This window comes from Bifidobacterium sp. C0047B3 (genome assembly GCF_056590535.1).
Map to the genome: position 1 here is coordinate 88,551 of NZ_JBWPWH010000003.1, position 13,737 is coordinate 102,287.

Annotated in this window: 11 protein-coding genes and 3 tRNA genes; 3 read left to right on the forward strand and 11 right to left on the reverse strand. The window is 43.8% G+C overall.

Annotation, left to right across the window (positions count from 1 at the left end):
• Positions 1-262 precede the first annotated feature (262 nt).
• Entirely contained in the window at positions 263-1,165 is a 903-nt protein-coding gene (locus AC1EKT_RS04210) for a carbohydrate kinase family protein (RefSeq protein ID WP_415683415.1), read from the forward strand.
• Between the two features lie 79 nt (positions 1,166-1,244).
• Here AC1EKT_RS04210 and AC1EKT_RS04215 read toward each other — a convergent pair.
• The 8 genes from AC1EKT_RS04215 to AC1EKT_RS04250 form a co-directional block, all read right to left on the reverse strand.
• A tRNA-Ile gene (locus AC1EKT_RS04215) sits at positions 1,245-1,318 on the reverse strand.
• Positions 1,319-2,185: 867 nt separating this feature from the next.
• Complete coding sequence (locus tag AC1EKT_RS04220) at positions 2,186-2,866, reverse strand: ECF transporter S component (protein ID WP_415686989.1); 681 nt, start codon at positions 2,864-2,866, stop codon at positions 2,186-2,188.
• A 294-nt stretch (positions 2,867-3,160) separates the two neighbouring features.
• Positions 3,161-3,232 (reverse strand) — tRNA-Glu (locus tag AC1EKT_RS04225).
• A 462-nt stretch (positions 3,233-3,694) separates the two neighbouring features.
• A complete protein-coding gene (gene trmB / locus AC1EKT_RS04230) occupies positions 3,695-4,513 on the reverse strand; it encodes a tRNA (guanosine(46)-N7)-methyltransferase TrmB (protein ID WP_415683413.1) in 819 nt (272 codons plus the stop codon).
• Between the two features lie 158 nt (positions 4,514-4,671).
• A complete protein-coding gene (locus tag AC1EKT_RS04235) occupies positions 4,672-5,130 on the reverse strand; it encodes a cell division protein SepF (RefSeq protein ID WP_415683412.1) in 459 nt (152 codons plus the stop codon).
• Between the two features lie 24 nt (positions 5,131-5,154).
• Positions 5,155-6,366, reverse strand: coding sequence for a cell division protein FtsZ (ftsZ, locus tag AC1EKT_RS04240; RefSeq protein ID WP_116431860.1), 1,212 nt, complete (start codon positions 6,364-6,366; stop codon positions 5,155-5,157).
• A gap of 202 nt (positions 6,367-6,568) precedes the next feature.
• A complete protein-coding gene (gene dusB / locus AC1EKT_RS04245; RefSeq protein ID WP_481616045.1) occupies positions 6,569-7,723 on the reverse strand; it encodes a tRNA dihydrouridine synthase DusB in 1,155 nt (384 codons plus the stop codon).
• A gap of 69 nt (positions 7,724-7,792) precedes the next feature.
• Entirely contained in the window at positions 7,793-9,313 is a 1,521-nt protein-coding gene (locus tag AC1EKT_RS04250) for a glycine--tRNA ligase (RefSeq protein WP_415686990.1), read from the reverse strand.
• A 730-nt stretch (positions 9,314-10,043) separates the two neighbouring features.
• Here AC1EKT_RS04250 and AC1EKT_RS04255 point away from each other — a divergent pair.
• A complete protein-coding gene (locus AC1EKT_RS04255) occupies positions 10,044-10,412 on the forward strand; it encodes an MTH1187 family thiamine-binding protein (protein ID WP_415683409.1) in 369 nt (122 codons plus the stop codon).
• On the opposite strand, the gene AC1EKT_RS04260 is transcribed toward AC1EKT_RS04255, so the two are convergent.
• Genes AC1EKT_RS04260 through AC1EKT_RS04270 form a run of 3 tightly spaced genes read right to left on the reverse strand, consistent with a single transcriptional unit; the run spans position 10,409 to position 13,482 of the window.
• Positions 10,409-11,203 carry an isoprenyl transferase gene (locus tag AC1EKT_RS04260; RefSeq protein ID WP_415683408.1) on the reverse strand — a complete coding sequence of 265 codons (795 nt, stop codon included), beginning with the start codon at positions 11,201-11,203 and terminating at the stop codon, positions 10,409-10,411. The two genes, AC1EKT_RS04255 and AC1EKT_RS04260, sit on opposite strands and share 4 nt — an antisense overlap.
• A 2-nt stretch (positions 11,204-11,205) precedes the next feature.
• Positions 11,206-11,952 (reverse strand): DNA repair protein RecO, encoded by a 747-nt coding sequence (gene recO, locus AC1EKT_RS04265; RefSeq protein ID WP_415683407.1) that lies wholly within the window; start codon positions 11,950-11,952, stop codon positions 11,206-11,208.
• Between the two features lie 30 nt (positions 11,953-11,982).
• Positions 11,983-13,482: a DivIVA domain-containing protein gene (locus AC1EKT_RS04270; RefSeq protein WP_481616046.1), complete on the reverse strand. Its 1,500-nt coding sequence runs from the start codon at positions 13,480-13,482 to the stop codon at positions 11,983-11,985.
• A gap of 118 nt (positions 13,483-13,600) precedes the next feature.
• Here AC1EKT_RS04270 and AC1EKT_RS04275 point away from each other — a divergent pair.
• Positions 13,601-13,674 (forward strand) — tRNA-Val (locus tag AC1EKT_RS04275).
• Positions 13,675-13,737 lie beyond the last annotated feature (63 nt).

Sequence of the window (13,737 nt, forward strand, 5' to 3'; positions counted from 1 at the left end):
AATATAATAAAAAAGAATAATAATAAATATAGTACGCCAGCATAAGCTAAGTTAAACGTACACAATATTGCACTTATGGTGCGCTCTATAGAAACGTAACACGCATTGCGCATGTTACTTATCGAAAGGGCGCACCATAATTGTTTATGTAGCATTTTTACAAGCAAAATTTGCATCAAAATGCTTTTGAAGAAGCGAGAAGATATTTAGTAAAAGTATAGCTCTACAAACTTGCTGCACTGACGCGCGCGAAAGGAATATTATGACTAAGCCAATTGTTCTTTCACTCGGCGAACTTTTATGGGATTTGCTCCCACATGGAAAACGTGTTGGAGGAGCACCAGCAAATTTTGCATATCATGCACAGTGTCACGGGGCGCAAAGTTGCATGATTAGCGCTGTTGGTCAAGACCAACTCGGCGATGAGCTGATTGACAAAGTGAACAAAGCTGGCATCGCTTCAATTATTCAACGCAACGCTTGGCCAACAAGCACTGTTGAAGTAACGCTAAAAAATGGAATACCAGAGTACACTATTCTGCGAAATATAGCATGGGATCATATTCTTTACACTCGAGAACTCATTGATTTAGTAGAACGAGCAGATGCGGTATGCTTCGGCACTCTAAGCTTACGTTCTCAAGAAACTCACGACACAATTTTGCAATTGTTAAAGCATACTAAGCCTGGAGCAATGAAGTTCTTCGATATTAACATTAGAAGCGATCACTACTCTAAGGATCTTATTGACACATTACTTCAAGAAGCAACAGTATTTAAGCTTAACGATTCGGAACTATTCTTATTGCGCGATATGTTCAATATTCGCGACACTTCAGACGAGGAAGCTTGCAAGTGGTTCCAAGCTCGTTACGGACTAGATTATGTGATTCTTACAGGCGGCTCTACTTTTAGCACGATTACTACAAATACCGGAGAAAGCTCTACTATCCCAACTCCACACGTTGAGGTTCTTGACACAGTTGGTGCTGGAGACTCGTTCTCAGGAACATTTGCAGCGCATATTCTTAAGGGAGAAAGCTTGCAAGAGGCGCATCGCGCAGCTGTTAATACTGCAGCATTTGTGTGCACTCAAGAAGGAGCATGGCCTAAGTATCCAAAGCAAATACCAGATTACTTGTCAATGGTAGAAAATAACAAATAAAACAAAAAATAAAATTTAAATTATAAGATACAAAAATGCCACTTCATAAACCATAATGAAGTGGCATTATTATATCTTGTGGGGCCTCAGGGGCTTGAACCCTGGACCGACGGATTATGAGTCCGCTGCTCTAACCGACTGAGCTAAAGCCCCACGCTAACAAAGTTAGCAACGACTAGATTAGCACATACCCATAAACGTAGGCAATTCAGTGAGTCGAATTTTTGACCTTGCTAACGAAGGCAGACCTTGCTTGCGTTGAAAGCACACCGTGCTTTCAACCTAAGCAAGCTCGGCGCTCCGAGTTGCTTTCGCACGCTAAATCGCAGCGCTCAAGCAGGTCGTTACTAACGCATTCACTAATCTGCACCAGTAACAAAAACGGCAGAAATTTTACGTGCTTGTAAAGAAAAAGCCGCCTACGCGCGCAATCCCGGCAGAAACTGTGCAGAGGTGTAAAGTAAAAGTCGCGAAATGACGGAATGGAGACAGAAACTTTACAGCCGCGCGCAGTTTATGCCGTTTACGTGAGCAATGCCGGCAGAAACTTTACAGGCGTGTAAAGGAAAAGCCGGCTACGAGCGAAAAAACGGCAGAAACTGTACAGAGATGTAAAGAAAAAGCCGTTTGCACTCCAAAAAGCGACCAAAACTTTACAGCGGTGTAAAGGAAAAGCCGTTTGCACGCCTCAATCCGGCAGAAACTTTACAATTGCGCTGCTAGCGAATCGATACACGCGTTAAATATTTTTGCAGTCAATAGAAAATGTCGAAAATATCGGTTGATTTGGTGTTTTCGACAGTTTTCTCTTGCATTTCGTTTATTTCATCAAATGGTTTTGTGTTTTCGACGGTTTCGGCTTGCGTATAAAGAACAACCTAGTTTCTAAAGCACAGCCATACTAACCTGCCCTGCCTTCGTCTTTACTGACGAAGGCAGACCTCGCTTGCGTCGAAAGCACACCGTGCTTTCAACCTAAGCAAGCTCGACGCTCTGAAGGAGCTTGAAATCCCGATGATTTCAAGCTCGGTCAGAGCGTCCGGAAGCAAAGTTATCAAGAGCACCAGTTTTGCGCAAAGCCAAATACACAAACCACACAAGCACTCCAGAAAGCAACAATCCACTAATAAGCTCATTAATCATATGAATAGTAATATAACTTGAAGCCTTAGCTTGATACTTAGTAAATGTTAAGAAAATTCCATACTCAAACGCTACCAACAATCCAGATGCAATGCTTAAAGTCAAATTAAACTTTCGCAAACGGAAAATTAAGAACGGAATCTCCGCAAACACACCCTGCAAAAGTGCGGAAATAAGCGTATCCCGCATATTAAACGGAGTTCCAAGAAGCACCTGTACAAATGCTGCAACAACGTTTACATACACTGCAGAACCTGGCTTACGAATAAGCAAAACTGCAAGAGTTCCAGACAAATACCAAACACCATGCGTTATGCTTGCAAAACCAGGAAGAACAGCTGAATTCAAAGTACGAATCAAAGGAATAAACACCAAGCCATAGCCATACAAAATAACGCCAAAAACAGCAGCAAGAGCAGCACCTAATGCGATATCTGCAACACGCCAACGCATGCTTACAACCCTATTAATACTAGAAGCAGCATTACTATCTACTTGATCCGTTACACAATTAGACGATTCTAATCCATCATTATTTGTATTGAAAATATCGCTCATAGGAAATCCTTTTTTAAGCTGCTGCGCATTGTAAATTACTTAATTGAATACTTCCTGACCTACGCAGCCCGGGCAGAAGCACCAATGAGAAAGTGTATCATCTCTAAAAAGCACAACATACATTTTGTGATATTTAATACATTGTCAGAAGTTATACCGATTTATAAAAAATATGAAAGACTGATTGCTGCGCAACAATACGAAAAATAGAGGCAAGCAGCAAAAACAGAAATACAAAAAACAGAAATACAAAAAACGAAAACGCCGCTGAAAAACCAGCGGCGTTGTAATTTGTACCCCCTAAGAGAGTCGAACTCTTGTTGTCAGATTGAAAGTCTGGTGTCCTAACCGTTAGACGAAGGGGGCTTCGAACCAAACCATATGATATTAACACTCAAAAAAGAGTCGCGCAACTTACGGCGTGTTGAGGTTAAGTACGGCTTAATTGCTGTGTGTTTCTTTTTCTTAGCGAAATGTGAGCAATGGGAATTACTTGTCTCGCAGCGCTACGCTCTTATACCTTATTTGGACTTAGCGGTTGCGTAGTTAAGTTTAGTTTTTTAGTTACTTTCTTTCAAAAATAGTATTCATCAACAAGATTATTACTATCGTTCCGCTTTTATATTGCTCGACCAAGCAATTCCTATTGCTCACAGCAAACTAATCAAAATAAAAGAAATTACGCAAATAAGCTGCGGTGGGGTGCGTAGATTGAGATTTTCTGGTGCGACGCGTGCAGCAGCACGGATGTTAGCGTTCTTTGGACAGTAGGAAATCAACGTCTGCAGAGCACTGATTCAAAGATACGAGAACAGCGACGGCAGAGTGTTATTGAGCTAGGTAAGTGAAGTCGTGAATCGTGCGACCAGCTTCTAAGCCTTTGCGCTCAAAATTCGTAAGAACGCGACCGTCAAAGCGCTCAGACTCACTAAAATCTGCGTGCGGAAGAGCTGCAGCGGTGTCAGCTGTACCTTTTCCAACGTGTTCAATTGGAAGACTTACTTTTAATTCGCCAATGTTCGCGAAATCATTGCGAGAATCCATAACTTCGTGCACGTGCAAAGCGTAATCCTCAATATCTGTAGCAATGCGCCAAACGCCCTCTTTACGCAACGCCTGGTGGATTGTAGAGGCAAGCTCTGGCTGCACAATACGACGCTTATGGTGGCGCATTTTAGGCCATGGATCCGGGAAGAAAGTCCAAACTTCTTCTAAAACTCCACAGTCGCAAGCAGCGAAGAAATCAGGAGCGTTAATTTGCGCAATACGAAGATTAGTCAAACCTTGCTTTCCAGCAAGAAGCATTGTGTGAGCAACACCTGGATCATAAACTTCAAGCGCCAAAAAGTTAGTTTCCGGCAAACGTTCTGCTGCAGCAACAATGTTTTCGCCTTGTCCGGAACCAATTTCAACAATAAGCGGATTATTATTGCCCCACTTATCTTTAATCCAATCAGAGGTAATTCGCAAATTTTCGCGCAATCTAAATGAGCCAGGCGCTTCAGTAACGTCTAGTAAGTACTGACTTGCATAACGCTCCTGAGCGTGCTGTAAACGCGCATCTAAGCGCCCAGAACGACGCACAAACGACAATACAGTGCGTTGCTTGGCTTGCATAGTGTTTTCGTTTTCATTTTCAGTGCTCATGAGATTACTTTCGTTATTTGGGCTACACGCCTTTAGTTTAAATTCGCATGACTATAGTCATGCTCGTACGTATCGCTTTTATGCTACCAAAAAGTATAAAAAGCAGCGAAAGTTGTTAAACAAACGCTGCTTAATTAATTCTTTAGCAAATACAATTTTTAGGAGAACAAGTCACGCGCAGTATTGCCGTTCGGAGCGTCCTCTACTTTGATATTCACTTGTGCTGGGCTTAGCAAAAATACTCTAGGAGTTACGCGCTCAATAGATCCACGAACGCCAAACACAACTCCAGCAGAAAAATCAACAATACGATACGCAACTGATTCAGTTACACCAGTAAGGTTCAAAACCACTGGAACACCGTCTCGCAAAGCACGACCAACCATTTGCGCATCATCGTAAGACTTAGGATGAATTGTAGTAATACGACTCATACGACTAGCATTCGCACGAGCAGAACCACCACGCAAATCATTGCCACGTTGCGACACAGCAGGAGTTACCGAGCGATCATTATCGAATGACGTTTCTTGAACATCAGATTCAGCATAATCATCGTCTTCAGGCACATCTGCCATACCAACGTATGACATCACGTTCTTCATAAAGCCAGCCATGAAGCAACCCTCCTCTCGTTACGCTTAACGCAGAAAATCAGGAATATCTAGTTCGTCAGGTTCAGCAGGCTGCTGTACAGGAGCTGCAGAAGGAGAATATTGCTGATTCATTGCAGGCTCAAACATAGAAGGCATGGAAGCAGGTTGTTCTACTTGTGGAGCAGCTTGAGCTTCCTCTTTGAAAGATGACGTAGACTGTGCAGGAGCTACAGGCTTAACATCTGCTTGCATATCAACAAACTGACCAGCTTTAGCTGAGGACTCCTCCGCCTTAGGATGGGAATCAAATCCAGCAGCAATAACCGTAACTCGAACCTCATCGCCGTAAGAATCATCCAAAGAAAGACCCCAAATAATTTGAGCTTCTGGATGAATAGCTTTACGAACAAGTTCAGTTGCAGCAGAAGCTTCCTGAAGCTTCAAATCACTTGGACCTGCGATATTAATCAAAGCACCATGAGCACCCTCAATGCTTTCTTCCAGCAATGGGGAGCTAATAGCAATTTCAGCTGCCTGAGTTGCACGATCCTCGCCCTTTGCAGCACCAATACCGAACAATGCGGTACCTGCTCCGCGAAGAACAGCTGTAACATCAGAGAAATCAACATGAATGTAAGAATTCATGGTAATTAAATCAGTAATGCCTTGCACACCTGCGAGCAATGCAGTATCTGCAGTCTTAAATGCTTCAATAATTCCAATAGTACGATCAGAAATTTCCAAAAGACGATCGTTTGGAATAACAATCAACGCGTCAACTTCTTTGCGAAGATTCTCGATACCAAGTTTTGCAGATGCAGCACGTTGCGGTCCTTCAAAACCGAATGGACGTGTCACAACAGCAATAGTCAAAGCACCTTGCTGATGAGCTGCACGAGCCACAATAGGGCTTGCACCAGTACCCGTGCCGCCGCCTTCGCCGCAGGTAACAAACACCATGTCAGCACCCTTGAGTGCCTCTTCAATGTCTGATTGATGATCCTGCGCAGCCTTAGCACCCTTTTCAGGGTCAGCACCAGCACCCAAGCCTCGGCTCGAAGCATCAGATAATGAAATCTTTACATCAGCATCAGAACGCAGTAAATCTTTAGCGTCAGTATTAATGGCCACAAACTCTACATTCTGTAGGCCCTCGCTGATCATCCGATTGACGGCGTTACCGCCGGCACCACCGACGCCGACTACCTTGATGATGGTTTTGTCGTTGAAATTGTCAGTCTGGGCAATCTCGCTCACCGTTATCTCCTGTCACTCACGCACGTTTACACAATATTTTAGCGCAAAACGCTCGATACTGACGACGTTTTCACAATAAACTGAAAAAATGTCACTGCTTTGATAATACACCGTGCTATATGCAAATATGAGCACAAGGTGATTTTAATAGAATATTCTCGAAATAATCAGTGCGAAAAAATGACGAAAGCCCTAGAAAACACTAGTAACTTGCATCCATTGGATCGTCACCAAATAATGCCTCTCGCTCTTCGTGACTAGTTGTACGAGAATCTAACCATCCATACGGCAAATGAACTTTTTTAGCAAATCTAACTCGCCCACGCGGCGTGTCTAACACTTTTTCTGGCAAACGAAGAGAACCGTCAAGCATATCGAGATTACGTTGAACATCCTCAATCGACTCGCACTCCATAAACGCTTTACGAGTGCCACCGCCAACAGGAAAGCCCTTTAAATACCAAGCAATATGCTTACGCAGGTCGTGAACAGCCATACGCTCGTCACCATCATAAAACTCAACTAAAAGATTCAAGTGACGCAAAATAACAGAACCAACTTCTGCCAAAGTAGGATTCACACGATTCTCGCTACCTTCGCAAGCATTGCGAATATCAGCAAACAACCACGGGCGACCCTGGCATCCTCGACCGATAGCAACGCCAGCGCAACCAGTTTCCTTAAACATTGCGAGCGCATCTTCCGCACCCCAAATATCACCATTGCCAAAAACTGGAATATCTAGTGCCTCTACAAGCTCGCCAATACGCGTCCAGTCTGAATGACCGCCGTAATATTCTGCAGTTGTGCGAGCGTGCAAAGTTACAGCAGCGCATCCTTCTTCTTGCGCAACATGACCAGCTTGAATAAAGGTTTCATGATTCTCGTCAATTCCAACGCGGAATTTAGCTGTAACAGGGATTCCTGCTGGCTCACAAATAGAAACAACGCGTTGCAAAATTTCTTGCAACAAATCAGTTTTCCAAGGAAGAGCAGAACCGCCGCCGCGTCGCGTCACTTTTGGAACTGGGCAGCCGAAGTTTAAGTCAACGTGGTCAGCCATGTTTTCGTCGACAACAATTCGAGCTGCTTGCTCTACAATAGAAGGATTTACACCATAAAGTTGCAAAGATCGCACTTTTTCGCTAGGAGCAAAACGGCAAAGTCTAAGAGCTTTTGGATTTCGTGCAACTAGAGCTCGCGCTGTAATCATTTCTGCTACATAAAGCCCGTCCGGACCAAATTCGCGGCAGATTACGCGAAATGGCCAGTTAGTGATTCCTGCCATTGGAGACAGAACAACAGGAGTTGCAATATGAACTTTCCCTAAATCCACTGGTTTTATAGAAAAATTCATATTGCTTTAACTCCGTTCACTTTAATAATAATTTTGTTTATTAACTCTTAAGCACTACTTAAATGCGTATTAGTACAATCCGCCAGCAGTCGCGATTTTAACAGGCTCAGACTCGTCTTTGCCTGCTTCTTTAGCAATATCCGTAGCACCGTCAGCTGCACGAGTACCAACGATTTCAACAGGACCTTGCGGATACTTAACGCGCTTTTCGTTAATGCGGCTAGCAACGTAATCTGCAACCTTATCCAGAGAAACGCGCTCTTGTTGCATTGTGTCGCGCTCGCGAATTGTAACAGCATGGTCGTCTAAAGTATCGAAGTCGACTGTTACGCACAAAGGAGTACCAATTTCATCCTCGCGACGGTAGCGACGGCCAATAGCACCGGCTTCGTCGTAATCGATAACCCAATCATGCTGACGCAAATCTGCAGCCAAATCTTGAGCAACAGCTTGCAATTCTGGCTTCTTACTCAAAGGCAAAACTGCAGCTTTAACAGGAGCCAAACGAGGATCAAGTCGAAGAACAGTGCGCTTGTCAACTCCGCCCTTAGTGTTTGGAGCTTCGTCAACGTCGTAAGCATCAACCAAGAACGCCATAAGCGAGCGCGTAAGACCAGCCGCAGGCTCAATAACGTAAGGCACATACTTTTCGCCAGTAGCCTGGTTGAAGTAGCTCAAATCCTCGCCGGAATGCTTAGCGTGAGCAGACAAATCGTAGTCAGTACGGTTTGCAATACCCTCAAGCTCTCCCCAATCCGAACCTTGGAAGCCGAATTTGTATTCAATATCGACAGTGCGCTTGGAATAGTGGCTGAGCTTCTCCTTAGGATGCTCATACATGCGCAAGTTTTCTGGCTTAACACCCAAATCCACATACCAACGCACGCGAGTGTCAATCCAATACTGGTGCCAAGCTTCATCTGTTCCAGGCTCTACGAAGAACTCCATTTCCATCTGCTCAAACTCGCGAGTACGGAAGATGAAGTTTCCAGGCGTAATTTCGTTACGGAAAGACTTACCAATATTTGCAATACCGAAAGGTGGTTTTTGACGAGTAGAAGTCATGACGTTCTTAAAATCAACGAAAATGCCCTGAGCTGTTTCTGGACGCAAATAATGCAAGCTATTTTCGTCTTCAACCGGTCCCAAATGAGTGCGAAGCATCATGTTGAAGTCACGTGGCTCAGTCCAGTTTCCGCGAGTACCGCAATCTGGGCAAGCAATGTCTTTTAAGCCATTTTCTGGCATTTTGTCGCCATGCTTTTCAGCATAAGACTCTTCCAACTTATCTGCACGATGACGCTTATGGCAATTCAAGCACTCAATCAAAGGATCGTTAAACACGGAAACATGACCGGAAGCAACCCACACCTGTGAAGGCAGAATAACGGAAGTATCCACACCAACAACATCTCCACGCGTGGTAACCATGTAGCGCCACCATTCGCGCTTGATATTATCTTTTAACGCAACGCCAAGCGGGCCGTAATCCCACGCAGAACGCGTGCCACCGTAAATTTCGCCGGCTGGGAACACAAATCCTCGACGCTTAGCCAAGGACACGACTTCATCAAGCTTTGAAACAGCCACAATACACCTTTTCGTAAAACTAGAAAATTCGGGTGAAAACGTTGCTATTATAGAAAAACCCTGTGACGCTTGTAGAATTATCAAATATTGCAATTCGTTTAATGTGGCGCGAGTTTTGTGAGATTTCTTTATTTGCGATTTTCTTTTCGAGATTCTTTAGTATCGTCTATGAGTTTTGATTAATGTTTTCTATAGTCGGTCTGATGAGCCTCGAAAGTTTTCAGCATCGCAAGTCCCGTCCTTCGTCGCTTTAGCTGTTAAAGGTTTTACTGTCTGCTTTGTTCTTAAAGAATGTTGCTTCCTCAGTCCTCTTTTATTGCTCTGCCCGAAAACTTTTGAGTCTCTACAACATTAGTCACAACACAAAACTCATAGACTCGTTGAGTTTGTTACGAAAAGTGCGTGGTTTACTAAGTGCAACTAAAGTCGCGCAATTAAGCTGCGGTGTGGTGCGTGGTTTGTGTGCCTGGTGTAGTGTGTGCAGCAGCAATAACGCTAGTGTTCGCTAATCAACAGGAATCAGCTCCTGCAAAGCGCAACTGCAAAACTTCATAAACGTGCAAGCATCCAATAAGTGCGAAAAATCTCAAATCTCTACCACACGAATATCCACATGACTGAATAACGGAACAATCAAGAGGTAATATAAATTATAAGTTTGGTGACGCATTGTTTTGCGTTACATTTTGCTAAATTTGCGTAAGATTAAGATTTTAAAGGAATTGTTACTATGAGTGAAAATAATAACGAGAATACAAACGACCACGCAAACGCTCACAAAACTAACACGGTTGCGGCGCTCTGCATCTTTCCAAGCGGAGTCGGAGAAGAGCTGAGCGAGTACGTGGCGGATGCAGTGCAAGTAATTCGCGATTCTGGATTAAAAAACGAAACTAACGCAATGTTCACGAATATTGAGGGCGAATTTGATGACGTTATGCGCGTTGTGAAAGACGCTACGATGGCACTAGTCAGCAAAGGATACCGCACTGGGGTAATCCTAAAATTAGATATTCGCCCTGGTTTTAGCAATCAACTTGACGCAAAAGTCGATCTTGTAGACAAGATTCTCGACGAACGCAAAAACAACGAAGATTAGGCGTTTTTTACGCCACCAAATCTACGGTCACGATGCGCATAACGGTCAATCGATCTCCACAGCGCTTCGCGGCCGTAATCCGGGAATAGTTCCGGCACAAAATCAAGTTCCGCGTAGGATGCTTGCCACGGTAAAAAGTTGCTGGTGCGCTGCTCGCCGGAAGTGCGAATCACCAAATCGCAATCTGGAATATCCGGATTATACAAGTGCTCAGCAATCATTTTTTCACTTACGCGATCGCCCTTAATTTTGCCGTCTCGAATTTCTTTCGCAATTTGCGCGCAAGCATCCGCAATTTCTGCACGACCGCCGTAATTTATGCAAAAAACAACGTCAATAGTTTTATTATTTTTGGTGATTTCTTGCGCTTTTTCCAACTCGTCAATAACAGACTTCCACAAACGAGGGCGCCTTCCTGACCAACGAACGCGCACTCCCCACTCGTTCATTTGCGCAACTCGCCTATGGATAATTTCCCTAGAAAATCCCATTAAAAAGCGCACTTCTTGCGGAGAGCGCTTCCAATTTTCGGTAGAAAAAGTGTATAAGCTTAAGTAGCGAACTCCTGCTTCTATAGCTCCTGCAATAACGTCAAAAACTACCGGTTCTGCAGCTTTGTGACCTTCGGTTCGAATCATTCCGCGCTCTTTTGCCCAGCGTCCGTTTCCGTCCATAATCACACCGACATGACGAGGCACTTTGCCCTTAGGAAAATCTGGTATGCGAGAAGGGTCACTAAAAGGAGCCGCTGGAATATCAAGCGACTTATAATCCACGTTTTCAAAAGCCATACTTACGAATGTAACAACCCCATCGAACGAATAGGTCGCTCAAGATAATATTCAGCCCATTGCTGAACGCAGCGCATAGTAGAAGAATCAACCGACACTCCGTCAAGAACAGACCAGTTTCCTTGCGCAAGAGCGCATAATTGCAAACGCGTCGAATTAGCACAAACTATTGAATCTGGAGTGTGATCGCTTGCACACATCATTCCACCTGCGCAAGGCGAAAAATAGCATAAATCTTCGTTTTTGCCACATACAACACAAGCTTGTAGTCGCGGAGACCACCCAGCTAATGACAATGCTCGCAATATATACGACATGCCAATAGCATCAGGAGAATGCTTATGCTTAGACAATGAAAGTAAAGCCGCAGTAAGTAGACGATACTGCCCTAGCGTATCTTGATATTCACGCCTGTATTCATCTGTATATTCGTTAGAAACAAGCAAATCCACAACTTCAAGCATGACGTTTGCATACTCATAGGACGTATAATCTGCACAAATTTCGCCAGCATAAGCAGCAATAGAAACTGCCTGTGAGACTACATCCAAAGATTTACCTTGCGCAAGAAGCAAATCGACACGCATAAGCGGCTCAAGACGACCGCCAAAACGCGATTTAAGCCTACGAACTCCCTTTGCAACAGCACGAACTTTGCCATGCCGCTTAGTAAGAAGCACAACAATCCTATCCGCTTCACCTAAAGGAAAAGTACGAAGCACAACAGCTTCATCGCGATACAATGGCATAAATCAAACTATATCTTTTTAATAGTTAGATTAATTACGATCGTTATTTTCCGAATCGTCGTCGCTTTGAGAAGAGCTACCGAAATTAGTAGATTCATCAATATGGCCAATAATTGGGAATGACAAATCTGGAATATCTAAACTCAATGGCTTACTCGGCTGCAAATTAGAAACATGCAACTCCGGAATATTAAGCGAGGAATGCTGCGACGAATGCTGTGCAGAATCTTGGGGAGCAAATGATGGAATTGACTCAGAAGGAGCAGGAGCCGGTGCAGGCATAGGTGCAGGTGAATTATTGCGATTACGAGCTGCAGGAGTGAAAGAAGGAGGTAGCACAGAAGATTCAGAAGAGTTTCGCATTACTGTAGCACTTTGCAAAAGCTCGTCATTGCTATCAGCATCGTTAAGAACATTAGAAGGCTTACTTGCAGCAGCATGAGGTGTAAATATTGCGCGCTCAGACTTATTTAACGCTTCAAACGAATCATTAGAATCTTGATTAGCATAATCTACAGGAGCAAAAATGCTTTGTTTATCATGATTTGGCACGCTAGGTACTGAGCGAGGTGCAATCTTAGGCAATCTATCTGCAGTGTCTTCATCTTCCACAGCATCCTCAACAGGTTTGAATATTGAAGAAGCTGAAGAAGCAGCAGCTGCAGCAGAAGCAGCACTGAAATCAGATGCAGGCTTTATTGAAGGAGCAAATGATGGAACAGGCTCTTCATAATGGTTATAAGATTCCGTAGATTCTGAAGATTTAGCAGGCTCTTCAGCTTTAGTTACAGGAATAACAGAAGGTGGAATGGAAGGAGGAACAGAAGCAGGAGCAGAATAAGATTCAGATTCTTCTCGAGAGTATGAAGAACTACTATTATCCGCATCAACATACTGTTCTACACGCTCAAAAGATTCCAAGCTGCTAAGCAAACGCACACAAGCGTTTAAATAGTAGTCAACTTGGCGCTCATCATAACCGTGCTTACCGTTTTTTTGCGTAAAAATCACATTAGAAACATAAGCAGAATCAATATCTTGCAATGTTTCTTTGTCGGTTTCCCACTCAAGCTCATGACCAAGCATAAGAGCAATCTTATCTAACGCTTGATCGACCATAATATCCACTTGTTTACGCGCATAAGACGGGCGACGCGAAGAACCACTATCAAAACGATCGCGATAATCTCTTTGAGCATGTTGCAAAAGTTTACGATAAAGCGCTTCTACGCGAGCTTTCCATGCAACTCGTCCACATTGCGCCAATTCTTGCTCAGTGCACTTATCTACTACCGCACGTTCCAAACGCGACAACGCAGCATCAACTTGACCAATAACGTAACCATTACGCTCCAAGTCAAAAGAAACCTCTTGAATATCTTTCTGTGTGAGTCGAGCTTCATCACTTTCGTACAAAGTGTGAGCGCGCTCTAGAAAAGCATTCACCTGCGCAACGTTATATCCTAACTTACGCTTACCCACACGCTCCATTGCTGAAGCATTACGAGCGGTATCAGGTTTCTGAGCCATCGAATATCGACCTCCTGAGCACATGTTCTTATTCAGTATACTGTACGCGATTGTTACGACGCGCGCCACACGTTGCATTCGTACACACCATCATGTATGTTTTTAATTTGTTGCGAACGGGCGATTAGCTCAGCTGGCTAGAGCGCCACCTTTACACGGTGGATGTCGGGGGTTCGAGTCCCTCATCGCCCACTTTCTGCTTTTTATTTATTTCTTTTTATTTAGTTTTTTTATTTAGTTTTTTTATTTATTTCT

What these genes read in the sequence shown, in the direction of transcription:
- AC1EKT_RS04210 (WP_415683415.1), top strand. Translation starts at nt 263, where the DNA reads ATGACTAAGCCAATTGTTCTTTCACTCGGCGAACTTTTATGGGATTTG.
- AC1EKT_RS04220 (WP_415686989.1), bottom strand. Translation starts at nt 2,866, where the DNA reads ATGAGCGATATTTTCAATACAAATAATGATGGATTAGAATCGTCTAAT.
- trmB (WP_415683413.1), bottom strand. Translation starts at nt 4,513, where the DNA reads ATGAGCACTGAAAATGAAAACGAAAACACTATGCAAGCCAAGCAACGC.
- AC1EKT_RS04235 (WP_415683412.1), bottom strand. Translation starts at nt 5,130, where the DNA reads ATGGCTGGCTTTATGAAGAACGTGATGTCATACGTTGGTATGGCAGAT.
- dusB (WP_481616045.1), bottom strand. Translation starts at nt 7,723, where the DNA reads ATGAATTTTTCTATAAAACCAGTGGATTTAGGGAAAGTTCATATTGCA.
- AC1EKT_RS04255 (WP_415683409.1), top strand. Translation starts at nt 10,044, where the DNA reads ATGAGTGAAAATAATAACGAGAATACAAACGACCACGCAAACGCTCAC.
- AC1EKT_RS04260 (WP_415683408.1), bottom strand. Translation starts at nt 11,203, where the DNA reads ATGGCTTTTGAAAACGTGGATTATAAGTCGCTTGATATTCCAGCGGCT.
- recO (WP_415683407.1), bottom strand. Translation starts at nt 11,952, where the DNA reads ATGCCATTGTATCGCGATGAAGCTGTTGTGCTTCGTACTTTTCCTTTA.
- AC1EKT_RS04270 (WP_481616046.1), bottom strand. Translation starts at nt 13,482, where the DNA reads ATGGCTCAGAAACCTGATACCGCTCGTAATGCTTCAGCAATGGAGCGT.